The organism is Streptomyces tatrensis (assembly GCF_049310065.1).
Taxonomy (GTDB): Bacteria; Actinomycetota; Actinomycetes; order Streptomycetales; family Streptomycetaceae; genus Streptomyces.
In genome coordinates, this window is sequence record NZ_JBMDLB010000009.1 from 1 (window position 1) to 23,114 (window position 23,114).

The window sequence follows — 23,114 nt, forward strand, 5'->3', positions numbered from 1 at the left end:
CAAGGCTGTAGCACCACAAAAAGTTATCCGGCGTCGAAGACGCCAAAATGCGCCTGCAGCGGCTAATTTCTTTTGTATAGCAATAGAAGCGGACGGCCGGGGAAGCCTTCATGATGCGAACCCAAGCAAGCAGGTACGAGTCCGAAAAGAAATCTCCAGAGTCATGCAGGCGAACCCATTTTCCCGCATACCGCTTATGGCTGAGCTCCTCTTTCATGCGCTCCTCCCACTCTTCCTGAGAGTCCTTGCATAGCAGAAGATTACGAATGTGTGCAGCGCGCACATTCTTGAACCGGTAAGCTCCAGCCCTTGCGTAACACAAAGGGGCGCACGCGCCGGCCTGGGCGCACACATTAAAGTTGGATCCGTCCGGAAGTTTCACCGCAAAAGCTGGAAGTGTCCAATTAAAAATACCTTCCTTTCGTAGTTGCGAATTCTGTGTGAGGAGCCACTTCTTGGCGCTCGGCTTTTTTGGTTCGGTGGCATCGGCGGTGTTGTTCACTTTGTTTCCTTCATGGGTTCGGGGGCGTCGGCCTACTGGGGGCAGTGGGAGTGCGGGGCCGTGCACGCGTGTACGCCCAGCGCGGTGACCCCGCCCTCGGCGCGGGCCAGGATGGCGAAGCCCTTGGCCAGGGCGGTCCGGGACGATCCCTGGTGCTTGCCGCCGAACTGGAGGTCGTCGCCGTGGCTGGCGATCTGCTCCAGCGCATCGGTCCGGGCCCTGTCGATCTCCTCGGCGGAGGCGTTGTGCTGCTCCGCGATGAACAGCGGCACCATGAGGAGTAGCCAGTCGGCGAGTCGCTCGCGAAACCCGTCGTCGTGCACCGGGCGGTTCCCGGTCGGGCGGCTCTCCTTCGGTGAGAGCACCACGCAGCCGAACGGGCCGTGAGGATCAGCAGCCATCGCAAACTCCGGCGCTGGCTTCCTTGGTCGGGGCGGCAACACCGAGCACGTCGACCACGACGATGTCGGTGACCCGGTCCAGGTTGGCGTCCGTGCACGCTGAGGAGAGCACGCCCGGCTGAAGTTCTTCGATGTGACGGCGAAGCGCCCCGGGCTGGGCGCTGAGGTCGTCCGGCAGGCTGAGCATGAGGGTGATGTCGTGCACGGCGGTTCGAATCGCCTTGACGCGCACGACTGCGGTGGCAGGGGCAGGGTCCATGGCTGCTCTCGCTTCTGGGGGCGGGTGGGTGTTCCGGGTCGGCGCCGCACCGCCCGAGCGGGGCGGACTCGCGCCGGCTTGGATGCCGTCGTTGTCCGGCCGTGCTGCGTCGGCGGGTGAGGTGTGGTGCGCCGTTCATGCAGGGCGCCCCGGCTCGATGAGCCGGGGCGTCAAGGTGGGTGGGGTCGGTACCGGATCTCGGAGGGCCTCTGGTGCCGGACGGGGACAGGTCAGTTGCCGCGCACGGGGCAGTCGGTGCGGTGGACGGGGGAGGTGCGGAACTGCGGGGCCTCGGTTGCGCCCCGTGCGTTGAGGAGCCAGTCGCCGAAGTCCGCCAGGCTGTCGATCGCAACGCACGGGACCGGCGCGAGGCAGGCGGGGCAGGGTGCGATCACGCTGAACGTGAGACGGGGTGCGCCCGCTTCGTAGGAGGCGATGAACACGTGGCCCTGACGGTCGCGCGAGAGCTGGATGCGGGTGGCGCGGAAGTACTGCGCGCCGGGGAACAGCCGGTGGTTCACGTCGTCGTACACGCTCAGCCGGACGGGGCCGTCGAGGCCGAGCCGGTAGCGCAGCACCGATACCACGCCTCCCGCTCGGAGTCCGCACCCAGGACGGAGGGCTCTGTTCCTGTTGGTGCCGTGGTGGCCAGACCGGCCGCGCGAGCGATCGCAGCCCGCCGGGCCGCTTCCTCTATCGCGTCCAGATCGGGGCTGATGGTTCCGTACACGTCGTCTCCTCGATGCCGGTCACAGAAGGGGGCGTGGCCCGGACCGGCGGGAGGGGTGAGTCCGGGCCACGTGGCCCCGCCGCCCGGGGGGATGGACGGAGGGGCGAGCCGCGCGAAGCGGCTCCTACAGGGTGGTTCTGGGTAGGGGCACTCTCGCCCTCACAGCAAGAACCATACAGGGATTCATAGAATTAAGCAACATTGGTTTGTGGGGGGGAAGGATCTCGAAAGCGATCACCCCCGGACGAGAGGCCCGTGCCCGCGCAGTGTCGGCCCGATACCCCGCGAGCGGTGCCGGGGCATCGGGCCGATCCCTATGCGGTGAGTGATCCCACCCGGTCCAGGATGTTCTGCGCGCAGGCGAACGCTTCGCGCTTGTGCCCGTAGGACGGCACCCGTAGGTGCATGCACTCGTGAGCGAGCGCACGGTCGGCGTCCGCTCTCGTCGTCACCCGGGCCAGGTTCAGCGCCATGAGCGGCACGTCCAGCCGGCTCTCGGGCTCGCCCCGGAAGACCTGCGCCACGAAGTGAGAGTGGAACGGCAGGCCGGTGGCCTCGCTGTATCCGGCTGTGTCGAAGGTGAGGGCGAACGGTCGCTCCGCAGCCTCCTTGAACAGATCCGCTCGCGCCCGGAGCCAACGGGTGTCCACGGGCAGCAGGGACTCGGGCGCGGGAAGCGGGCTGCGCAGGGCCTCGTGGCGGGCAACGGTCAGCGGGTGGCCTCGGTGATACGTCATTCGGTCTCACCAGCCCCGTCGTTCGCGAGCCGCTGCGCCAGGTCCAGGAGTTCCCCGGGAGCCATGGCGAAGTGTGCGGCCAGTCGCTCCAGAAGCCGGCCCTCCAGAGCCAGGGGCGCCGGCCGCGTCTGCTGGCCCGCCACCGCTTCGGCGTGCGCGGCGACCACGGTGTCGACGTCCTGATCGAACAGCTCGGCGAGGGCCTGGGTCACCTGCGGGAGCAGGGTCTTGGTCCGGCCCTGCTCGAGCATCGCGTACGTACTGCGCTTCAGTCCGGCTGCCACGGCGGCCTCGGCCTGGCCGGCACCCGCGTGCTCACGCAGATCCCGCAACGTCGCGCGGCTCGGCGAGCGCAGATCCCCGACCGGGCATCCGAGCACCTCGGCCATACGGACCAGCGTGCCCAGCTCCGGGGACCGTTCCCCGAGCTCGTACTGGTTCAGCACCGTCACCGTGACGTTGACCTCGGAGGCCAGCCGGCTTGACGTCCAGCCCTTCCGGGTACGGGCCTGCGCCAGGCGTCGGCCGTCGAAGTTGCTGACGCCGCGGCGTTGCTCGGTGCGCATGCTGCCACCTCCTGTCCTGTCTCGATGCCGGCTCGGGAGCCGACGGACCGCGGCCGGCGTGCTGCCGGCCGCGGAACCATCATGCCAAGACGCCCGGAGCGGCCCGGCCAGTGGCGTGGTTCACGAGAACTGCCCGTGCCACGAGTCGGCGTCCAGGGCGTCGAGCTGGGCTTCCTCCTCGCGGGTGAGGCGATCGGTGAAGTGGTCCCACCGTTCGAGCTCTGCCAGTTGCTCACCTTCGGCTGGCTGGATGATGGCGGTCTCACCGGACTCCAGGAGCAGTGCCACGTCCCCGTTTTCCTCCAGGTGGGCCTGTGTCCAGTTCAAGCCCCGGCGCCGGGCCGCGCTGAGGTTGAACACGTAGCCGAGCTCAGCGGACTCGCCCCCGCCGACCAACGGCCGTATCCATATCAGCTGCTCATCATGCTCCATGCGGTGGTGGCGGGCGAGGGCCTGCAGGAAGACCTCGTATCCCTCGTCGTGGATGATCCTCAGCTGGGCGCCGGCGTCGACCGGGTCGCCGGTCTCGCTGTGGTTGCCGGCGATCAGGTCGGCGAATCGGGTCTGCCAGGTGCTGCTCATACGGTCGTTCTCCTTGCGTGTAAGGGGACAGGGTGAGGGTCGCTACTTGGTCTTGACGACATCCTCGACGGGCTTGCCGCCCAGGTGGGTGATGCCGCGGGCCTTGAACGACTCCAGCAGGGCTGTGCGCTGGTGTGGCTGGTGGCACACGATGCGGCTGGGGGCTTCGGCGCCGAGCAGGTCGATTCCGTCGCGGAACATGATTTCGTTGTTGGACGCCCCGTGTGTGGCAATCGTCAGGGGGTCGCGGGTCAGGCCCGAGGCCTTCTTCTTGTCGGGGCTGACGCCGTACTTGTCGCCGTTGTAGGCGTAGTAGTCGGACCGGCGCATCAGGACGGACGGGTCGTCCCAGATGAGCTGGCCGCCGAAGCCGGACTTCGGGGTGTTCGAGACACGGAGGAATACGGAATTCGCTCCGCCGGTGTACTTGTCCTGCTGCTCGGACATGCCGACGCCGCCGCCGATGCCCATCACCGCCCGCTTCTCCGTGGACGCGAGCACACCGGTGCCGAACAGGGCGACTATGTCGCCGCCGCCGATGCTGTGGGTCAGCGACCGCCCCTTATAGGCCTCCTTGATCTGCGCGGTCTTGCCCGTGACATCGAACCGGGACCACGTCAGCCAGCCTCCGGATGTCGCTGGCGTGGGGTCGTATCCGGCGCTCGTCGCCAGGGCATCCCCGCTGCCGAAGCCGGTCGCCTTGGCCACTGCCTCCCGGAGCACCTTCACCTTCTTCGGCAGCACCTTCTGCGCGGCCTCCAGCTGGATCCGCTTGACCTGGTAGTGGAGCTCGTCCTCCCCGAGCCCGATCAGCGACTCGGCCCGCTGGTGGACGATCTCCTGAACCTGCAGGTCCTCCAGTCCCTTGGCCTCGGCGAAGGCGGCCTTCATCCCGGGAGCGTTGGCCAGGCTCTGTGCCGTCACGTTGTTGGCCAGATAGGTCCATTCGCCCTCGGCGGCAGTCATCGGTGCGTTGACCAGGTGCAGCTGTTCCAGGCGGTCCACGAGCTGCTTGCCGTGCCCGGCGCCGACCGGAGCGTGGACTTCGAGCTGTCCCCGCATGCTGAACTCAGTGCTGTTCGGGTCGTTGGCCGCGTACGGCCGGTAGACCGCGCTCCAGCCGTCGCCCAGGTCGATCGCGTACTCCTTCCCGTTCGCCTTGCTTCGGCTCTTCCCGTCCCAGGACGTCTCGCCGCTCTGCTCGTCGAGCGACGCCTTGATACGGCTGGCGTCGCGCAGTTGCGCCGCGAGAGTCCCCGGCTCCGGCTCATCGGCCGGCGCGGGTATCTGCTTGGTCACCATCTTGGTGACCGGCAGCCCGTGCGCCTCGAAGTGCGCCATCTGCGCACCGCCGTTCTGGATCTTCCCGCCGACGGTGTTGACCTGGTCCAGGTAGTACTGGGCCATCACCTTCTCGTCGTCCGTCAGGTTCGGCTTGCTCAGGACGGCGTTGACGGCGTCCAGGGCCGTCTGGTGCTTCTGGATCGACGCCTCGGACATCGCCTCGCCGGTCTTGAGCTTGTGCTGTACCGAGGTGGTCGCCTTGGTCACCAGCTCGGCGAGCTTCGCCTTCTTGTCCAGGGCCAGGCGCTCCTTGGATGTCTCCTCGACCTGCACGTCCACCATCTTGGTGCCCGACACGCTCAGCGCGTCGAGCAGCTTGCCCTCGGCCTCCTCGCTCACGTGCGCGAGAAGTACCTCGCGGGGCCCGTTGGGCGAGACGTAGGAGACCAGAGCTGCCTGGGAGTTCAGGAAGTCCTCGCCGCCGACCAGGATCGGGGTGCCGACAGCGACACCGGCTGGCGGCGCCTCCGGAACGGGCGTCAGCGGCGGGTCGGTGTCCTCTGGCTCCTCCTCGACAAGCTCCTCAACCTCTTCCTCAGCCGCCGGCCCCGCGCCCGCCACCCCCTCGACGGTGCCCTCCGCCTCCTCAGCCACGGGTACGGCCGTGTCCTCGACCTCGACCGCCTGCGGAGGAGCCGGCAGATCACCCGCCTCGTCGACGACGGTCACCTCCGCCGGTGCCGCAGCCGTCTCCGGAGGCGCCGCAGCGGGCATCTCCGCGGCAGACTGCGTGCCGAAGACCGGCTCGCCGTCGAGCGTCCAGGCTCCTCCCTGCTCGGCGAGCGGAATCTCGCTCTTCCCGAAATCGGGTATCACCAGCGAGTTCAGGAGCGTCGGATCAATCTCGACGACCGGCTCGGAGGCCGTGGGCCCGAGGTTCGGGGGTGCCGGCGGTGCCTCGGTCGCGACCGTCGGGGCGACGGCGTATGACTCGTGGCTGCTCTTGGAATTCGTGCCCATCACTCAGCTCCGTGCTTCAGCGAGGCCCCGTGGGGCATGTGCAGGTCCTTGACGAAGAAGTCCGCGAACGCCGTGCGAAGGCTCTGCTTGCGCTCCACGGCGTGGTCGAGGAACGCCTCCGCGATCTGATCCGTGCTGACCTTCGCGGCCGGGATCCCATGCTTCTTGGCGGCCTGCTTGCGCATCGCGGGCACCCAGTGCACCCCGCTGCCGGACTTGGCGCCCTCGTGCGCGGTGGAGTGGAGCATGGAGCGCCACTGGCTGTCCGGGATCGCCTCGACGTTCTTGATGACCGTGTGGGCCACAGCGGGGTTGACCTTGACTCCGTCGGCCAAGCTGCCGCCGAGCGCGGCGGTGTAGAGCTTCTGGTGCACTGGGTCGTACGAGCCGCCGCCGGATGGGGCGTAGCCGAGGGAGAGCTTGTCGGTGCCCCAGTGCTTGAAGGCCTGTCCCCGGTCGATGTGCACCAGCCCGCCCGACGCGGTGCGAAGGACGTTGGCCTGGTGGCCGTCGTGGTCGCCGACGAGCCAGGAGCCGACGTGGGAACGCACGATGGAGTCCACCTCCGGCTGGGTCCACTTGTGCGGGTCGGAGGAGAAGTGGGTGGCGCCCTTCAGCATCGGCTGAACGCTGCCGACCTTGCCGCCGATCTCCTTGACGTACACCGGTACCGCCGGGACCCCGGCCAGCGACAGAGCATGGGACGCGGCGGCTTCGGAGTGGGCGATCACCCCACCGTTGTGGTCCGCCTTGAAAAGCCAGCTGGACCCGTCCGGCGCCGTGTGCAGGGTCTTGCTGTAGGTGCCGCCGAGGTTGGCCGGCGCTCCGGCGCCGAAGCTCCAGGAGCCGACTACGTCGGAGTCGATGCGGGCTGGCACATCCTGTGCCGTGGCCTTGGCCTGCTGGAGGGCGGCGACCAGAGCTTGCGCCTTCGCGTTGAACGAGCCCGGCGCTGCCGGCTTCTTCGGTGCCTTCGGAATCGCCTTCGGCGCCGGGGCCGCGGTCGCGGCCTGGGCAAGCTTCTGCGCCTGTACGGGACTGGCGCCCATCTTGATCGCGGCCTCGACCTTGCTCTCCTGCGTCAGACCGCCACTGCCCACGGCAGACCCGCCGGCGCCCTCCGGGGCCGGAGCGAGTTTGCTCTTGAGGGCGTTGACCGCTTCGTCTGAGGCGAGCGGTGCGGATGCCTTGGCAGCGGCAGCGGCCTGTTTCTTGGCGACACTCGCGTGGACCTTGGCGTTGATCGCGTCCTTGTCGAGCGCCGGGTTGAAGCTGGCGGCGATGTAGCCCTGCAGGTGGGCCCGGTTGGCCTTTCCGGTGTCCGGCATGCCCAGTTCACTGGCGAGTGCCCGGAGATCGGCGACCTTCTGGGTCTTCGCCCACGCGTTGACCTCGGTCGTCAGGGACTTGGGGTCGACCGTGTGCGAGGTGAGGAGCGCGGGGTTGGCGAAGCCGATGTCGACCGGGGACTGCAGGGTCTCGTGGATCCACCCCTGCGCGTCCTGCTGCATGCCGTGCAGCTCACCGGTGTTCTTCGCCCAGGCGGCCACCTGGGAAACGGCCTCGGGATTTCCGGCGAGGTCGGGAAGGGTGAGCTCGGTGTGGACGTCGAGTTTGCCGGCCTTGTGAACATCCAGCGCCGTGTCGAGGGCCTGGAGCTGGTCCTTCCGTGCCTGAGCCGTCGCCTTCAGGCTCTCCTTCTCCGCCTCTGACGTGCCTGTACGCAGCAGCCCGACGAGCTCAACCGGCTTGAGGTGCTGAGCCTCGGTCAGCGACATCTCCCCGGACGCCACGGCGTCCTTGACCAGAGGCATCACGGTCGAGGTGTTGATCTTGGCGTGCGCGAGGGGGTCCTCGGTCCACACCTTGATCTGGTTCTGGATGGTCTCCAGCTCGGGCATGTCGGGCGAGTGCGCGGTGAGGACCTGCTTCTCCGCGTCGAGGAGGTTCTTCAGCTTCTCGCTGTCCAGGGCGCCCTTGGAGTAGGCAACCTCGTGGGCTGCCTGGTTCCAGGCCTCCTGTGCGGCGTTGACCTGCTCCGGTGTCGCCGCCCAGGTGCCCGGAGGGCCCTCGGGCACGCTGGTGGTGCCCTCGATCTGCTGGAGGTCGGCCAGGGTCATCCCGGCGACGGTCTGGCCGGCCGCGAGCTGCTCGTACCGCTTCTGCGCGGCGGCCTGGATCTTCTGCTTGGAGGGGATGTCGTCGCTGTAGTACGGGTCCAGCCAGTGAACGAGCGGGTGCTGGTTCTTCCCGGACAGGCCCACGAGCGCTGGGTGCTCGAACCCCTTGGCCGCGGCGATCTGCTGGAGCTCTTCAGCGTCGAGCGTGTTGAGGTAGGCGAGGGACTGCGCCCGCAGGGCGTCGAGCTGGGCCTTGACCTCCTCGTCGGAGGCGCCCTCCTCCTTCATCTTCTCGATTGCGTCGCGGGCGGCCGGGATCTGGTCGGCGAAGACCTCGTACCGCTCGACCGGGTCGTCGGGAAGCTCTGGGTCGTTTCCCGTCGCGACGCCGTTGCCAATCTGGAGGGCGTCCAGGTTGTCCATGGCCACCATCAGGTCGGTCTTCGCCTTGACGAGGCCGTCGCTGAGCTCGGGCTGGGGCTCCGCCAGGACGGGTGCCGTTCCGGCGCTACCCATCCCCTCGGCGGCCTTCAGGGCATCGCTTGGCGCGATGGCGTACGACGCGTGCGAGCTCTTGGAGTTGGTACCCATCAAGCACCGGTCCGCGGGGGCAGAGCGGGGATGACCTCGCCGAGCAGCACGTCAAGGAGAAGTTCGGCGGCATGGCGCAGGTCCACGGCGTCTTCCGGGACCGAGGCCGGCGCGATCTGGCATGCGCCAGCCTCCGTCTCCCAGCGGGCGATCCGCTCCGGGGTCACGCCCTCCGCCAGGCGCTCGCGCCAGGGGTTGGCCTCGTCGTAGACCAGGGGCACCCACAAGGTGTGCTGCGCCGGGTCTGCACCGTCGGCGGTGTCCAGGGCGAGGATGGCGACGGGGTCGACCGCCATGCCCAGCGCGGGGTGCCAGACCGTCAGGATCCACAGCTGCCAGGTGGCTGTTGCCGGCGCCGGACGCTCCTGGGGCGTCTTACTCTCGGGCTGCGGCGGGTTGGGTGTCGACATGGCGGAAGCCCTCCTTTTTTCGGGTTCGACGCATAGAGGTGTCGAACCGGGCTTCGTGACACCAGCTCTCAGCGGCGAGGAAGGAGCGAGGCCATGAACTGGACTGTGGAGGCGAAGGCGTCAGCCGGCCGGGCGTGGATGTCCTCGCGCCCGTTCGAGGTCATGACGGCGCCGTGGATCGCGTACTGGTGGGGGTTCTGGCTGATCAAGGTCAGGCGGTCACCGAAGAGCGAGACGACCTGGGCGATCCGGTCGATCCGGGACAGACCTGTGAGGATGATCGGCATGTCGGCCGGCAGGTTCTCCGCCAGCCAGTACAGACCGGGCAGCGCCCACGTGTCCCAGTTGCTGTTCTCCCTCACGGTCTGGACGTTCACGGCGATGGCCGGCGGCGGGGCGTCTTCGATCCACGCCGTGTACCGCTTCAGGTCCTCCAGCCGGAACCAGTAGACGTTGGGCACGGCCGTCACCCCGGCGTCCGCGAATTCCTGGGCGATCAGCAGGCACCGGCGCATGTTCAGCAGGTGCTCGGTGCGGGGCCAGTTGCCGTAGATCGAGTAGTTCGGGGAGAGCACCAGGTCCCAGCCCTGGGAGGCGATCTCCTCGACGAGGCCGTCGCGCTTGCGGTACGTCCAGAACGCTTCGACCAGCGGGTCCTCTCCGTACCCGACGAGGACCGCCTTCTGCCCGTCTCGCAGGGCCAGGGCTTCGCGGGCCTGCTTGCCGGCGAAGCGGGGATAGATCGAGTGGGTGTCGGGGCTGAAGACCCGGCGCAGCCCCACGCCGTAGGCGGGCCAGCGCAGGCTCGCGTCCAGCTGGGAGACGGACGAGCCGTCGGTCATCGGGATGAACGACGGCAGCTTAGGCAACGTGCCGTCGATGGTGATGTCGTCGAAGGTCAAGGTGCCGCCGACGTCGGCCATCCACTGCGCGATGTCGGTGCGGGAGCCGCACCGGATCGGGCAGCCGCCGCAGGCCCCGGCCGGGGAGCCGGCCTCGGTTGCGGCGCAGCCGCAGTACGAGCAGTCCGAGTTGGTGCCCGAGCACAGCGGTTCGACGGTCGCGGGACCGCCGCGCCCGTCCGGTCCTGCCCAGAACGCGCAGCTGCCGCAGTCGCAGCCGCGGCCGGGCAGGGGGAGGCCGACTCGGGGCATCGGAAGGGAAATGCTGGTCATGCGGCGGTCTCGCTTTCGTGTGAGGGGGTGGCCTCGTCGGCCAGGTGCTGTTCGAGTTCGCGGAGGGCCAGGCGGAGCGATCCGCGGTCGTACTTGCCGACTTGGCGGCCAGCTCGGACCTCGGCGAGCAGGCCCCGTAGCCCGTCCAGGGCGCCGCGCACGAGTTGGGCGTCCACCGGGGGTGCCGGCGGCGGGGACGGGGTTGCGTCCTCCTCGGCGGGCGGTGGTACCGCGGCGACGGGCGGCTGCTGGTCCGCATTGGGAACGCTGACGCCGTCCGTCGGGGCCGGCATGCTGTCGCCGTCCTCATCGGTCACCGGGGCCTCGGCGGACCTGTCGGGCTCGGGTACCCGGGTGAGTTTCGCGCGCCGGTTGGCGTTGGCGCGTTCCAAGCGCTCCTCGGCGGCGTCGATGACTTCTTCCGGGTCCAGTTCCGGCGTTGCCAGGCTGATGTCGACCGCGCTGGGCAGCAGGTGCAGGCGGCTGCTTCCCTTGAGAGCGGCCCAGATGTCCGACGCGGCATCCTCACGGCCGCGGCGCAGCGCCGCGAACCGGATCCGCGTGTTGAGGCGGACGGCTTCCTCGTCCATCTCTTCGGTCAGGTCGCGCGGCAGTTCACGGAAGGCGCGTACGAGTTCGGTGGCCTTGCGCTCGGTCAGCTGAAGTCCGAGCCGGCTCAGGACCTCGGCCCACGGGGCCGCGCAGGTCTGATCCGTGCCGCGGATCTTCTCCAGCGCCTTGAACCGCTCGACGGCGTCGGTGATCGCGTAGACGTGGCCCGGGACGGGCTTGCCGGACCGCAGCAGTTTGCCTACCAGCACGGCGCACCGCTGGTACATCAGCGCGGCAGCCTGCTCGCCGGGACGCAGCGGCTCGCGGGCGAAGTTCTCCACGAACCTCCACATGTGCCGCTCTTCATCGGACAGCGGTCCGGGGCACACCACGGCGGCCAGGGACGCGAAGTGCGGGTTGTCCGGCAGGTTCTGGGCTCCCCAGCGCATGGCTCGGAGCCGACGCTCGCCCGTGACCAGGCGGATGGTCGGGGCGCGGCCGGCGACGGTGATCTCCTCCGCCAGGACCGGTTCGAGCATGCCCACGACCGACATGGACGAGATGAGGTCGGAGAGCTCCTGGGGAGCGGTGACGTCACCGGGCTTGCGGCCCTGGGGCTCGGTGAAGGGGCTGCCCGGGCCGCGCATCGGCAGCATCTCGAAGCGGCGCCGCCGCAGGCGGGTGCTGCGGTGCAGGATCTCGGTCAGCTGGATCATGCCGCTGCCCTCGGGCGGCGCATCTTCCACCGTGGCGATGCTCATGAACTGGTGTCCTTCGTGGGGTGGTCGGCGCGGCCGCGGTGGGCCGCGCCGACTCACTGAGCGGTCGTGAGGTACAGGTCGGTCAGCGGGGGCCGCGCATCGGGCGTGCCCCGGAGCAGCGGGGTGAAGATCGGCTCGAACGGGCCGTGGTCCTGGAGCAGCTGCAGGGTGGTCACGCCGATCGACAGCCGGCCCGCCAGGCGCGCCAGCCGCGGGTCCGCCCGGGTCAGGGCGTAGAGGTCATTGGTCCGCGCGGCGAGCCGGGCTCCCAGCGTGGGCGAGGGCTGGCCGTCCAGGACCACCAGCAGCCGGGGGAAGAAGGGGTAGGTGTACTGCCACGACGGCCGCGTCGACGCCGCCGACCGGCGAGCCCGGTCGGGGTGCTGGGGCACGTACTCGTGCAAGCGGCCGTACGCCGCGATCTTGGCTGCCAGGCGGGCGGCGGTCATCGTGGCGCGGTCCATCTCGATGAACAGCGTCAGCATCGCCCGCTGCCCCCGCCGTACGTGCACGTAATTCAGGACGGCGTCGGTGATGACATGGTCGTCCTCGAATCGACGCTGGCCGTCACGGATCCGGTGGGCGACTTCCGGCATCCAGTCGAGCGGTCCACACTCGTGGCCCAGCCGGGCGGCATGCCGGGCGAAGGCGATGCCGGTCTCGTTGACCGCCAGGGTGTGGAGCTGGCGGGCACCGGCGACCGCTTCCACCGTGATCCGGTAGGGCCGCGGCCGGAGCTCTCCGCCATCCTCCACGGACTGCGCGCCCTCCTCGGTCAGGAACCACAGGTACGGCGGCTTGACGGGCCGCCGGGTCTTGTTGGTCTGCTGCACGGCCGGTGTCGGGCGGTGGCTGGCCCAGATGCGCTGGACCTGGCCGGCTGCCAGGAGTTCGCGCAGCTGACGCCGCAGGTAGGACGCGCCGCCGGCGGCCGGCAGGAGCAGGCGCTGCATCTGGTCCGTGGACATGACCCGGTGCTGGTAGAGCACATGGAGCACTCGGGTGCCGAGGGAGTGGAAGCTGGCGCGCTGCTCCGGCACGCCGGCGGCGGCGTCGATCGTCAGGGTCACGGGGCCACCGCGCTCGTGCCCGGATCCGGGCCGTCGTCGCCGTTGTGCGCACCGTGCAGTGGCTCGCCGTCGTCACCCAGCGGCTCGTCCTCGTCGCGGGGGCCCTCCTCATCGGCGGACCCGCTGATCACGACGCCCGCGACGTGGCTGATACGGCCCCCTCCGCCCTGCGATGCATCCGCGTGCTGGCCTGTGGCGTTGTCGGCGCCGCTGGTGGCCTGTTGCTTGCGGGCGGCGGGCAGGCTGCCGACGGTGGCCTCCTTCGGTGGCTCAATGCCCTCGAGAGCCAGGAGGATGTGGTCGTCGAGCATGCTGAGGTCGTCGAGGATGGCCCGGACCGGGCGCCGGCCGAGGTTCTTGTCGACCGCCGCCGTCAGGTCGTCCAGGCCATCCGAATTCTTGTAGTCCTTGTACAGCTCCTCGACGCTGGCACCGCGCACACGGAACGGGTCCGTGCGCCCGTCGCCGAGGGTCACCGACATCACGTAGTTGTACGGCCGCAGGGCGGTGATGGTGTCCGGGTCGACCTTCTTGCCCCAGCGGCGGGTCACCAGCATCGCCTCGTCGACGTCGCTCGCGGTCGTCGAGAGGACCGACAGGTTCTGGAGCAGGCCCTGGCGCGTGGTCGGCGTCAGCCGCTGCGCCATCTGCGTCATCGCGAGCAGCTTGACCCGGAACTTCCTCAGCTGCTCCGCGATGGCCGCCAGTGTGCCCTTGGACGCGCCGTCGACCGCGGTGAGCTCGTCGATGAAGCAGTAGAAGTCCTTGCGGTCGGCCACGGGGACATCCCGCCGCGACAGCCCGGCACGGAAGAGGTCGTAGATCAGCAGGCAGGACACGATCCGGTCGGTGTCGCCCGTACCCGACGGGCAGATGAAGACGATCTTGCCCTCGTCCATCGCGGTGCGGATGTCGTACGTGGACAGCGACGAGCCGAGGAACGCCTTGACGGCGTTGCTGCTGTCGAGCCGCTCGATGATGTTGGTGACGACGGGCGTCGCCTCGCCCGGGTACTTCTTGTACGTCTTCTCCCAGAAGTCCCTCAGGGTCTTCGACAGGTACGGGACGACCGCGTCGCGCCACACCTCATCGGTGAGGATCGTTCGGATCTGGAAGATCGTCGGCGCGAACTCGGCCTTCTTGTTTTTCGAGAGCAGCAGGGACAGCTCCACCAGCGACTCCACCGACCGCGTGAGGATCGTCTTGGCACGGCCGGCCGAGTCGCTCCAGTTCAGGGCGCTGGAGAATCCCGTGACGATGTACTGGACGATGTCCGGTATGTCATCCGCCTTGCGGTTCTGCATCGACAGCGGGTTCCAGGACGCGACCATGGCGTCCATGTCCGGCGAGGTGAGGTCGATCTCCTGGAGCCGCGGCTGGATTTCCGGGTGGGCCAGGTAAGGGCGGGCGCGCTGCCAGCCGTCCCCGTGCGGGTCCAGGAACAAGATCCCGTGCCCGTTGTGCGCCAGCGCGATGGCCTGGACCAGGCTCATCTCCGTCTTTCCGTAGCCGGACTTGCCGAGGAACAGAGCGAAGAGCAGGTAGCGCAGCGGGATGCCGGCGAGACGCTCACCGCCGCCGGGCTTGGACACCCAGCCCAAGGGCAGCAGGTCGGGCTGCCCGGTCCACGACGGCAGACCCGGGTGGGGCGGGGGAACCACGCCGCCGGAGCGCATCACGTTCGCGGCCCCGTTGTGCTTAGTCGGGGGCTTGAGCAGCCCGGCGATCTCCTCACCGGTGACCCACCCGCGGCGCCGCGGGGCGAACAGTCCGGTCTCGAAGCGGCGGTCGAAGTTCTGGCGGTAGATGGGCGCGTCGGCACGCAGCCGGGTGATGCCGAGGTTCAGCCCGACCGGCCTCAAGTGGTTGTCGCCGGCCCAGCCCTCCAGCGCGGCCAGGATCTGGTCCAGCAGCAGACGCGGCCGGTGCGGGTCGGTGGAGCAGGTGCGCACGAGCAGCTGGAGGTCGAAGACCGGGTCGACGCCCGGGTGGAACTTGCCCATCGCGGCTTTCATGTCCGTGGCGTTGAGCATGCGCTGCGGCTTGGGCCGGCTGCTGGCCGAGGGCTTCTGGGCCTGGACTCCGCGCATCTCGGCGGCGATCTCCGCCCCGATGGACGACAGCCGGTCCAGGCTGAAGCCCGAACCGCCCTGGCGCGGCATCCCCGGGATGGCGGGCATGTCGTGCGGCGCGCGGCGTGCGGCGGCCAGGAGCCGGCTGCGCTTGCGCGCGACCTTGCCCGGGGTAACGGGCACCAGGTCCAGGACGAGGTCGGCTCTCTCCTGCAGGGATTCACGGACATCGGCGACCGCCGCGGCCAGTGCCTCGAGGGGGTCGGGCTTCAGCGGGACATCGCGCAGCGCGAGATGGTCGGGCAGTGCCAGCGCGAGCTCGGCTCGCGCTACATAGAGTCGACGCTCCTCGCTGGGCGCGGTGTCCTTCGACAGGCTCACGGCCAGTTCTGACGGCTTGGGCATGATCGTTCCTTCGTGCAGTGGGGGGTGGGTCAGGCTGCGGCGGCTGCGAGGCCGGTGGTGCCGTCGTTGTGGACTCCGAGGCGGATGACCGGGCGCTCGGGGGCGCTCTCCTCACCGGTCACCGCCCGCAACTCGCACTGCGAGTAGCCCTGGTGACGCAGCACGGTCGTGGCACGGGCGGGTCCCTCGATGCGCAGGGTCAGCGGTCCGCCAACGGACATCAGCCGGACCCGCATCGCTGTCCCGCGGGCCGGCAACGCCCAGCGGGAAGTGCTGCGCTGGGCCAGGGAGATCTGCTTCGCGAAGCGGACCACCTCTTCCAGCGCCGGGTCGAAGCCGTTGGTCGGAAGCACCTCGAACGCCTCGCGGTCCCGCAGGGTCGAGCGGCTCATCAGCCGCTGCATGGATCCGTAGGCGATCACGAAGGCGAAGGCGCAGCAGATGACCCACCACAGGTTTCCCAGCGCCCACTCCTGGGCGTCCTCGGCGATCGCGGGGAGGTTGCCGACACCGGCGATGAGCTCATCGATCATGTCGTTCGTGTTCATCGGGGGCTGCTCTCTCGGCTCGTTGGACGGTGGGTGGGTCGGTCGTACATGGAACGGCTCCAGCTGGAATCGGTCGGAGTTCGGCGGATGTACATAGAGGTGTCGATGAGCCCCCGGGTGTGACATCCGGCGGAAAGAAGTTCTGCGCGGCCCCCAGGACAGGGCTGGGCGCGGGGTCCGGCCGGGCTGGCCGGACCCCGACGGTCATCCGATGTGGCGCATCGCGATGATCTGAGGCGTCCAGTAGCTGAGGGGCTTGATCTGCACGGCGCGCCCTGTGCGCGGGGCGTCGATAACCTCCGGCTCCCCTTGGGCGTTGGGGCCGATGTACATGCCGACGTGCTCGGGTCCGGAGGGGCCGGGCCGGGTGAACAGCAGGTCCCCAGGCCGGAGCTGGCTGACGCTCGCGACGGCCGTCCCCGCACGGACCTGGTCGTAGGTGACCCGGGGGAGATTCACGCCCGCGTTGCCCCATGCCAGCTGCATGAGCGAGGAGCAGTCACAGCCGTTGTTGCGGCCGTGGTCGAAGGGCGGCTTGCAGTCCCCGCCCCACTGATACATGGTGCCGAGCGCGGTCTTGGCCGTGGCGATCGCCTGAGCGGCGCCGCCGGAGCCGGACGGCAGGGGGACGTTCCCACCCTTGTCGATAGCCGCCCACTTCGCGGCCAAGTCGCGGATCGCCTTGACGTATTCGCGGGTCTCACGAATCGGCGGGATGCCGCCCGCCTTCTGTACCGCGTACGGGCCCGCGTTGTACGCGGCCAGCATGTTGTCGGTCTTGTCGCCGCCGACGTCCTTCACCTGCCCGGCGAGGTAGCAGTCGTACGCGATCGCTGCAGGGATGGCGTCCTGGGGATTCCAGACGTCCTTCACCCCGTCCCCGTTGCCGTCGACGCCGTGCTCGGCCCAGGTGTCTGGGATGAACTGGGCGATGCCGTCGGCGATGGGCTTCTTGTACCGCTCCCCCGTCTGCTTGTCGGCTACCCACTCGAAGGACTGCGCGTTCGGGTCGAAGCTGCTCTCGCTGTAGATCTGGGCGGCGATCAGTGAGGGGGTCACCTCCGCGCACCCGTACTTCCCGATGCTGTTGAGGATGAGGGTTCTCACCTCGGCCGGGACGGGCGCGTTGTCCGCGATGCCGCCGCCGAACCCGACGTTCCCCAGACCCCCGCTGGTGTTGTCGTTGCCCATGGCCATCGCGACGGCGATGACGGCGGCGATGACGACGGTGAGCACGAGGGCTCCCAGGCAGCCCACAGCCGCCATGATCTTCTTCATCACTCGCCCCTGCTCAGGCTTCGGGCAGCGCGGTGACGAGCCAGGCGCCGGCCTGGTCGCGCTGGAGCTTGAGGGCGACCTGCTCGTCGGTGCTGCTCGGCTGGCCAGCCGCAGGGGCGACGATCAGCCGGTATCGCACCCGGGCCCAGGCCATGTCAGCCGTCGGTTCCGGCGCCCCGTCGGGGACCGCGATCTGGGTGATCTCGGCGGTGACGACGGTGTTGGCCTGCGTCCACTGCTGCCACTGGCGGGTGCTGCTGGCGGAGTCCGTGGTCAGCTGCGTGGCCAGCTCCTTGCCGGCGTAGGCGCGGGCCCGGTGCGCGGCGTCGTTGTAGGAGCCGTCCTTGCCCGGACGCGCGTCGTGTCCGGCCCAAGCGAGAACGAACTGGCGAGCCGCGCCCGCGACGTCCTCGGGCATCGGGATCGTGATCGCCTGCGCGTCCTCGACCGCGGTCGGCGTCGGCGAGGGCGAGGTGCTGCCGTGCGTCGGGGGCGTTGTTGCCGGAAGCGCGGAGGCGCTGTTGGGCTGCCCGGTTCGTGAGTGTGTCGGAGCCGCCGCTGGTTCGGAGGCGGGCCGGGGCGCGGAGGGCGGCTCGTGCGTGAGCAGCATGATGCCGAGGCCGGCGAGAAGGGCTGACGCGGCGAGCAGGGCCACGGTGCCCGCGGTGCGTGGGCGGTGATGGCGATCGGTGTGCGGCAAGGGGGCACCCCCGTCGGGTGGTTCGAGGTGAAGCGCGCCGATACGACGCGAAGAGGAATGAGGGCTGGTGGGGGCCGCGAGGGGCGGCCCCCACCAGCTAGGTCAGGGCTTCGGGCGCGGCGGTCCGGCCTGCCGGGTGGCCCGCCGGATGGGCCGGGCCGGTCCTGAGCTGGCGCTCGGTGCGGCAGGCGCGCCGCCGCTGCCCGAGCCGGCCGACGTGGGCGCCGGGGACGTGGGCGCGTGCGGCAGAGGCGGGACCGATGCGGGGCCGCCGACGGCCGGGGACTTCGGAGCCGCCTTCGGCGTGCTCTTCGAAGCCGGCTTGGGCGCGGCCTTCGGGCTGGACGTGCCCGGACGAGGCGCACTGCCGGGAACGCGGGGAGCACCGGCTACTGCCCGCGTCCCGACCGGCAGCGACGGCTTGGGCGGAGCGGTCGGCTGAGCCATGCCGAGCTGGATGTTCGCGCCGTGTCGGCCAACGAACCTGCTCGCGGTCGCGACGTTGCGCACGTACTCGTCCTTGAAGGCCAGTGCCCCGTCGACTTTCTTGTCGACGCGGGCTGCGGTGCGGTTCTTGGCCGCCACGAGCTGGCTGCCCACCTGATCCGCGCGGGCCTTGGCGGACGCCGCTCCCCGTTTGGTCGCGGCGATCCCCCGGGGGATGCCGACGGGTGCGCCGACGGTGGCCAGGGTGGTGAACTTCGTGGCCTTCCACCCGTACTTGCCGGCTGCAGCCGCCACCTTGCCGGTGGCCATCGTCGCCCTGCCTCCGCGCGTCTGGGACATCTTGTTTACGGCGGCCGTGGCCAGGCGCTTCTTCAGGGTTTGCTTCGCCACGTTCTGCGCCGCGATCTTCGCCGCGGTCGCGGTGCCGCCGGTGCCGACCGCCGCGGCAACGTTGGTCGCCACCCGCGCGGCCGCACGTACCCGTCCGCCCTTCTTGGCGCCCTGCGGCGGCCCGGTCCACAGCTGCCGGGCGGTCCGTCCGATCTTGCCCAGCGGCTGCGTGACCTTACGGGCCTCTCCGCGGGCATCTCCCCAGACCTGCTTCAGACCGGGGGCGGTCTCCGCGTAGCGGCCAGGGGAGTTGAAGATGCTCTGCCTGGAGCCGCCGACCCGTGCATTGGCCAGGCGCCGGTTGAGGTTCACGGAGATCTGCCGGGCGGTCTCCTTGATCTTCTTGTGGCCGGCGAGCCCCGCGAGCGCGGTGATGTCGATCGCGATGAACTTGACCGCGAGGACCTTTCCGGTGTCGGCGCGGACCAGCGCGATGATGATCAGGATGAAGATCGCCAGGAAGAATATCGACAGGACCACGCCCAGGGCGGCCTTGAAGACGGCGGCGAACCAGCGCCACAGGACGCCGCGGCCGCCGCCGGGCAGGATGCCGGCGCACAAGGCCCAGTGGCCACGGATCGCTTCGAAGGCGATCCAGCCCTGCGCGGTCAGGAAGCCGCCGGTGACCAGGACCACCAGGACCGAGACGATGAGCGCCGCCAAGGCGACGAACACGGCGCTGAAGGCGAGGTCCGCAGAGGCCTTCTTTGCCTCGACCTTGGTGTTCTGGCCCTTGCAGGCCTTGGTGAACAGGTCGCCGGCGTTGAGGAGCTGGTCGTTGTAGGAGGCGCCGCCGGGGTTGAGCTGGGAGCCCTCCCAGAAGTTGATCCCTTTCTGCTTGTAGTTGTATTCGACGAGCTTGGCCTTGGCGAAGGCCTCGCCGCACTTTCCGTCGAAGACCTGCCCGTAGAGCATCAGCTGGGTCGGTTTGACGATGAAGGCGTCCACCAGCGCGTCGGTGATCGGCTTGCTGACGTTGGCCGTCTTGGCCTGGGTCGTGCTGGGGTTGGTGGACAGCACCAAGCTGGAGACCTGCAGGGAGAGGTCCTTCGCCTTGCCGAGGAGCCCTTCCTCGGACAGCAGCATCGTCGAGCCGCCCGGGCTCGACTGCCCCTGGGTGCCGAGCAGCACCTGGGCCGGCGAGAGCAGCACGGTGGTGGCGATCGCGCCGACGACCAGGGAGACCCCGGCCTCGGCGAAGCCGCGCGACTTCTGCTTGAACATGATGTGCCAGCCCGCGTAGACGCCCGCGAACAGCAGGAACAAGCCCGGCAGGCCCAGTCTGTTGATCACCTGGTCGCGGATCGTCGTGCCGATGTCGTCGACCGGCTCGACGAGGATCTTGGCGAGCCCGAAGTCCAGCGCCCACTTGATCAGCCAGCACGCGAACCCGATGAACCACTTGGCCCCGCCGAAGAACAACTGCGCCAGGATGTTCCAGATCTTCAGGTCGATGTCCGTCCAGCCGCCGGTGTCCGAGCTGACGGTGTAGGCGCTGATCGGTACGCCGTACTCGTCCTTGACGTTGAAGGGCTGCAGCAGACCGTCCGAGCCGTCGGTAGGCGGCTTGCTCAGGTCCTCGACGGGCTTGCCGTCCGGCGGCGCCGGGGTCAGGCCCGGCCGCGGCTCAGTGATGGGGTTCGACGGGCCCGGCTCGGGCTTGGGGGTCGGCTTGGTCGACGGAGTGGATCCCGGCGCGGAGGGAGCCGGACCGGGGGTCGGTGTCGGTACCGGGTCCGCCCATGCCAAGGCGGCGAACAGGGCGAGGAAGACGGCGATCGGGAGCGCGAGGAGCCAGACCCGGCGACGGCCGGCCTTGGGGCGGCGCGCGGAGGCGCGGCGGGTACTCACGCGAAGCTCGTCTCAAGCACCGGGACCGCGTCCATCAGGTCCTCGACGTCCGAGTCCTTACCACCGGGGGTGGTGTGGATCGCTTCGGCAGCTCGCTCGTCCGCGGGGATGAGGACCTTCATGCCGCCGATCCGCTTGCGCAGGTCCCGGTAGAGGCACTCGCCGGCTCGTAGGAGGCGCTCGGTGTCGGAGACGTTGATCGGGGAGAGGTTCTCCGTGATCACCTTGAGCATCTGCGGGTCGGCCGGGTCCAGGTCGAGGAACTCCAGGCACCGCGCGGCGAGGGCCTTGCCCCGGTGACGGAAGACGAAGACGTGGGACAGCAGCGCCCGGATCTTGTCGCCGATCTCGTTCTTGGGGCCGATGTCGTACGGGTCGTGGCTGCCGGCGAAGGCGCCGGCGAAGTGCTTGCGGCCGTCGGCGATGAGCTCGAGCAGCAGGTTGGAGCCCTCCGCGCTCGAAGTCAGCCACCAGCACTCGTCCAGGAAGACGCCGCAGAACTCGGCGGGGTTGGAGAAGGCCACCTCCCGGCAGAGCGCGGTGATGAGGTACATCAGGCGCCAGCCGAACAGCTTCTCGATCTCCAGGCTGCCCAGGCGGTGCTCGGCCAGTTCCTCCTTGGTCGGCAGGCCGATTCGGTCGACCGCGAACACGATGCTGTCGGCGTCGGTGATCTGCACGACGGGCAGCGTCGGGTCGAAGATGACCTTGCCCAGGTCCTTCTTGGCCAGCGCGCGCAGGGTGCGCACGAGTTCCGATGCGGACGCGCGAACCTTCACGTCGTTGGGCTCGTCCGGGTCCGGGGTCTTGGCGCGTCGGCTCAGCGTCTCGATCAGAGCGCTCATGCTCGGGTTCGGCGCATGGCGGGTGGCCTCGATCGCCTCGGACAGCGTGACGCCCTCGACGCTCATCGAGCTGATGCCGAGCAGCGGGGTGAGGAAGGACTCGCAGTAGCGGGCGGCCCGCGGGCCGCGGAAGACCCTCAGGGGGTCGAGGGATATACCGGCGGTTTCGTCGACCCGGATGATCTGTGTGGTGCCCGGGCATGCGGCGGCGAACCGGCTCCACTCCTGCTGCGGAGTGCGGTCGATGACCAGGGCCCGGCCCCGGCTGCCGGCGGTGCCCTCGCGGTGGCCGGTGGCCAGGATGGAGTGCATCGCGGTCTTCATCGCCACGCTCTTGCCGGAGCCGAGCTCCCCGACGAACGCCGCGGACGCGGAGGCGTTGACGCGCGGTCCGTGGCTGAAGTCCACCAAGACCGGCCTCACGCCGCCGCCGTTGAGCTGCAGGCCGTACAGGCTTCCGGTGTCGTCGCCGAGCGCTGCGCCGCAGAAGGGCAGCGCCATCGCGAAGTCCCGGGCGAGGAGGTACTGGGTGTAGTCCATGACCGGCTTGGGCGTCGAGACGCCGGGGAGCATCGCGTGGAAGAGCGCGGCCTGGTCTCCGACTGGACGTACCAGGGTGTAGTCGTTGCCGCCGAAGTGCCCGGCCAGGCTGGCGGCTTTCTCGTTCGCCTCGTCCGCGTCGGCGCCCCACACGCAGGTCATGACGGTTGCCCGGATCTCAACTTCCGTCGCGGAGGCGGTCAGCCGGTCGCGGTACTCGTCCAGCGCGAACGACGCCTTGTCCAGGGACGCCGGCACACCTGCGGTCTCGCCTTCGTACTCACCGCGCTGGTGGGCGAGCTCGCGCTGCTGCCGGCGCGAGCGCGGCTCCGCCTTCGAGCCGGCCTCGATGTGCAGCCGCACCGCCCAGTCGACGGGGAACCCGAAGTCGTCCAACGCGCTCAAGTACTCGCTGCCCGGGAAGACGAAACTCTCCGGCATCTCCGACAGGACACAGAAGGCCTGGTAGGAGTCGCCGTGCTCGCTCGTCGCCTTGAGGTACCGGCGGCGGAAAGGGTTGGCCGGCGCCTTGGAGGTGTTGTCGCTGCGCGCGCCCTCGTCCAGGATCACCTGGGTGTGGGCGGTGACGGTGTGCCCGCGGCCGCGCAGGGAGCGAGGTGCTCCTTCCTCGGGCAGTAGGGGCTCGCTGATGCCGCGGCGGGCGCTGTGCCCATAGATCCAGAGGATCTCGGCCTCGGTGGCCGGCCGCATCTTGATGCCGGTGGGCCAGGAGGCGGCCATCCGGCGGGCCTGGTTGAAGCGGGTCTCTTCCTCGGTGACGCTCACCGGCGGCACCGGCATGCCGAGCGTGGACAGCAGTTCACCCTGGGCGGAGGCGAGGACGGCCTTCGCCGACTGCTTGAAGTCGACGTTCGGCAGCGGCACCGCGATGAAGTCCACCCGGCCTGTCAGCTCCCAGTCTTCGAGCTGGTCGAGGACCTTGAGGGACAGGTCGATGTACTCGGGCGACTTGTCGAGGTCCACCCCCGACGTCATCCGCGTGACGACGGACGCGGCATCGACCTGCGGGCACAGCGACAGCAGCAGGACCTCGCCGCGCAGCGACTTGAACAGGGCTTCGAGGGCGTCCAGGCGCTCCCTCTTCGTGGCGCGGCTGGCGTGGGTGTAGTTCTCGGAATCCACCTTCCACACGCCCCACACGGCGGCGTTCTTGGTCCAGAGGAGGTGGCCGCTGATGTGCCGGACGGGGAGGCGCATGGGAATTCCTGGCTTTCTGTGCGAAGTACGAGGGGGGCCGTGCCGGCCGGCTGCGGAGGC

At 69.4% G+C, this 23,114-nt stretch carries 19 protein-coding genes; all 19 read right to left on the reverse strand.

Going from position 1 to position 23,114, the window contains the following annotated elements; all coding sequences use genetic code 11:
• On the reverse strand, window positions 1-502 hold a 502-nt coding region (locus tag ACODT5_RS15180; RefSeq protein ID WP_422519810.1), incomplete at its 3' end, for a GP88 family protein.
• A 32-nt stretch (window positions 503-534) separates the two neighbouring features.
• Window positions 535-903, reverse strand: coding sequence for a hypothetical protein (locus tag ACODT5_RS15185; protein ID WP_422519811.1), 369 nt, complete (start codon window positions 901-903; stop codon window positions 535-537).
• A complete protein-coding gene (locus ACODT5_RS15190) occupies window positions 893-1,162 on the reverse strand; it encodes a hypothetical protein (protein WP_422519812.1) in 270 nt (89 codons plus the stop codon). Before ACODT5_RS15190 ends, ACODT5_RS15185 begins: the two co-directional genes overlap by 11 nt.
• Window positions 1,163-1,392: 230 nt before the next feature.
• The gene (locus ACODT5_RS15195; RefSeq protein ID WP_422519813.1) at window positions 1,393-1,749 is read right to left on the reverse strand and encodes a hypothetical protein; all 357 of its coding nucleotides are present in this window, start codon (window positions 1,747-1,749) and stop codon (window positions 1,393-1,395) included.
• A gap of 457 nt (window positions 1,750-2,206) precedes the next feature.
• Window positions 2,207-2,629, reverse strand: a complete 423-nt coding sequence (locus tag ACODT5_RS15200) for a hypothetical protein (RefSeq protein ID WP_422519814.1) — start codon at window positions 2,627-2,629, stop codon at window positions 2,207-2,209.
• The gene (locus tag ACODT5_RS15205) at window positions 2,626-3,195 is read right to left on the reverse strand and encodes a helix-turn-helix domain-containing protein (protein WP_422519815.1); all 570 of its coding nucleotides are present in this window, start codon (window positions 3,193-3,195) and stop codon (window positions 2,626-2,628) included. The genes ACODT5_RS15200 and ACODT5_RS15205 overlap by 4 nt, the downstream gene beginning before the upstream one ends.
• A gap of 120 nt (window positions 3,196-3,315) precedes the next feature.
• Window positions 3,316-3,777 carry a hypothetical protein gene (locus tag ACODT5_RS15210; RefSeq protein WP_422519816.1) on the reverse strand — a complete coding sequence of 154 codons (462 nt, stop codon included), beginning with the start codon at window positions 3,775-3,777 and terminating at the stop codon, window positions 3,316-3,318.
• Window positions 3,778-3,819: 42 nt separating this feature from the next.
• The gene (locus ACODT5_RS15215; protein ID WP_422519817.1) at window positions 3,820-6,081 is read right to left on the reverse strand and encodes a hypothetical protein; all 2,262 of its coding nucleotides are present in this window, start codon (window positions 6,079-6,081) and stop codon (window positions 3,820-3,822) included.
• Window positions 6,081-8,792: a hypothetical protein gene (locus ACODT5_RS15220; protein ID WP_422519818.1), complete on the reverse strand. Its 2,712-nt coding sequence runs from the start codon at window positions 8,790-8,792 to the stop codon at window positions 6,081-6,083. Before ACODT5_RS15220 ends, ACODT5_RS15215 begins: the two co-directional genes overlap by 1 nt.
• Window positions 8,792-9,202 carry a hypothetical protein gene (locus ACODT5_RS15225; protein WP_422519819.1) on the reverse strand — a complete coding sequence of 137 codons (411 nt, stop codon included), beginning with the start codon at window positions 9,200-9,202 and terminating at the stop codon, window positions 8,792-8,794. The genes ACODT5_RS15220 and ACODT5_RS15225 overlap by 1 nt, the downstream gene beginning before the upstream one ends.
• A gap of 68 nt (window positions 9,203-9,270) precedes the next feature.
• The gene (locus ACODT5_RS15230; protein WP_422519820.1) at window positions 9,271-10,377 is read right to left on the reverse strand and encodes a hypothetical protein; all 1,107 of its coding nucleotides are present in this window, start codon (window positions 10,375-10,377) and stop codon (window positions 9,271-9,273) included.
• A complete protein-coding gene (locus ACODT5_RS15235) occupies window positions 10,374-11,690 on the reverse strand; it encodes a ParB N-terminal domain-containing protein (RefSeq protein ID WP_422519821.1) in 1,317 nt (438 codons plus the stop codon). The genes ACODT5_RS15230 and ACODT5_RS15235 overlap by 4 nt, the downstream gene beginning before the upstream one ends.
• Before the next feature lie 53 nt (window positions 11,691-11,743).
• The gene (locus tag ACODT5_RS15240; protein ID WP_422519822.1) at window positions 11,744-12,760 is read right to left on the reverse strand and encodes a replication-relaxation family protein; all 1,017 of its coding nucleotides are present in this window, start codon (window positions 12,758-12,760) and stop codon (window positions 11,744-11,746) included.
• Window positions 12,757-15,237 carry a type IV secretory system conjugative DNA transfer family protein gene (locus ACODT5_RS15245; protein WP_422519823.1) on the reverse strand — a complete coding sequence of 827 codons (2,481 nt, stop codon included), beginning with the start codon at window positions 15,235-15,237 and terminating at the stop codon, window positions 12,757-12,759. The genes ACODT5_RS15240 and ACODT5_RS15245 overlap by 4 nt, the downstream gene beginning before the upstream one ends.
• Before the next feature lie 29 nt (window positions 15,238-15,266).
• Window positions 15,267-15,785 carry a hypothetical protein gene (locus ACODT5_RS15250; RefSeq protein WP_422519824.1) on the reverse strand — a complete coding sequence of 173 codons (519 nt, stop codon included), beginning with the start codon at window positions 15,783-15,785 and terminating at the stop codon, window positions 15,267-15,269.
• A 204-nt stretch (window positions 15,786-15,989) separates the two neighbouring features.
• On the reverse strand, window positions 15,990-17,063 hold the full coding sequence (locus tag ACODT5_RS15255) for a bifunctional lytic transglycosylase/C40 family peptidase (RefSeq protein WP_422519825.1): 1,074 nt from the start codon (window positions 17,061-17,063) through the stop codon (window positions 15,990-15,992).
• Between the two features lie 13 nt (window positions 17,064-17,076).
• Complete coding sequence (locus ACODT5_RS15260; protein ID WP_422519826.1) at window positions 17,077-17,763, reverse strand: hypothetical protein; 687 nt, start codon at window positions 17,761-17,763, stop codon at window positions 17,077-17,079.
• 102 nt (window positions 17,764-17,865) lie between these two features.
• The gene (locus ACODT5_RS15265; RefSeq protein WP_422519827.1) at window positions 17,866-20,451 is read right to left on the reverse strand and encodes a hypothetical protein; all 2,586 of its coding nucleotides are present in this window, start codon (window positions 20,449-20,451) and stop codon (window positions 17,866-17,868) included.
• Window positions 20,448-23,054 carry an ATP-binding protein gene (locus ACODT5_RS15270; protein ID WP_422519828.1) on the reverse strand — a complete coding sequence of 869 codons (2,607 nt, stop codon included), beginning with the start codon at window positions 23,052-23,054 and terminating at the stop codon, window positions 20,448-20,450. The genes ACODT5_RS15265 and ACODT5_RS15270 overlap by 4 nt, the downstream gene beginning before the upstream one ends.
• Window positions 23,055-23,114 lie beyond the last annotated feature (60 nt).

What these genes read in the sequence shown, in the direction of transcription:
- ACODT5_RS15185 (WP_422519811.1), bottom strand. Translation starts at nt 903, where the DNA reads ATGGCTGCTGATCCTCACGGCCCGTTCGGCTGCGTGGTGCTCTCACCG.
- ACODT5_RS15190 (WP_422519812.1), bottom strand. Translation starts at nt 1,162, where the DNA reads ATGGACCCTGCCCCTGCCACCGCAGTCGTGCGCGTCAAGGCGATTCGA.
- ACODT5_RS15200 (WP_422519814.1), bottom strand. Translation starts at nt 2,629, where the DNA reads ATGACGTATCACCGAGGCCACCCGCTGACCGTTGCCCGCCACGAGGCC.
- ACODT5_RS15205 (WP_422519815.1), bottom strand. Translation starts at nt 3,195, where the DNA reads ATGCGCACCGAGCAACGCCGCGGCGTCAGCAACTTCGACGGCCGACGC.
- ACODT5_RS15210 (WP_422519816.1), bottom strand. Translation starts at nt 3,777, where the DNA reads ATGAGCAGCACCTGGCAGACCCGATTCGCCGACCTGATCGCCGGCAAC.
- ACODT5_RS15215 (WP_422519817.1), bottom strand. Translation starts at nt 6,081, where the DNA reads ATGGGCACGAATTCCAAGAGCAGCCACGAGTCATACGCCGTCGCCCCG.
- ACODT5_RS15220 (WP_422519818.1), bottom strand. Translation starts at nt 8,792, where the DNA reads ATGGGTACCAACTCCAAGAGCTCGCACGCGTCGTACGCCATCGCGCCA.
- ACODT5_RS15225 (WP_422519819.1), bottom strand. Translation starts at nt 9,202, where the DNA reads ATGTCGACACCCAACCCGCCGCAGCCCGAGAGTAAGACGCCCCAGGAG.
- ACODT5_RS15230 (WP_422519820.1), bottom strand. Translation starts at nt 10,377, where the DNA reads ATGACCAGCATTTCCCTTCCGATGCCCCGAGTCGGCCTCCCCCTGCCC.
- ACODT5_RS15235 (WP_422519821.1), bottom strand. Translation starts at nt 11,690, where the DNA reads ATGAGCATCGCCACGGTGGAAGATGCGCCGCCCGAGGGCAGCGGCATG.
- ACODT5_RS15245 (WP_422519823.1), bottom strand. Translation starts at nt 15,237, where the DNA reads ATGCCCAAGCCGTCAGAACTGGCCGTGAGCCTGTCGAAGGACACCGCG.
- ACODT5_RS15250 (WP_422519824.1), bottom strand. Translation starts at nt 15,785, where the DNA reads ATGAACACGAACGACATGATCGATGAGCTCATCGCCGGTGTCGGCAAC.
- ACODT5_RS15255 (WP_422519825.1), bottom strand. Translation starts at nt 17,063, where the DNA reads ATGAAGAAGATCATGGCGGCTGTGGGCTGCCTGGGAGCCCTCGTGCTC.
- ACODT5_RS15270 (WP_422519828.1), bottom strand. Translation starts at nt 23,054, where the DNA reads ATGCGCCTCCCCGTCCGGCACATCAGCGGCCACCTCCTCTGGACCAAG.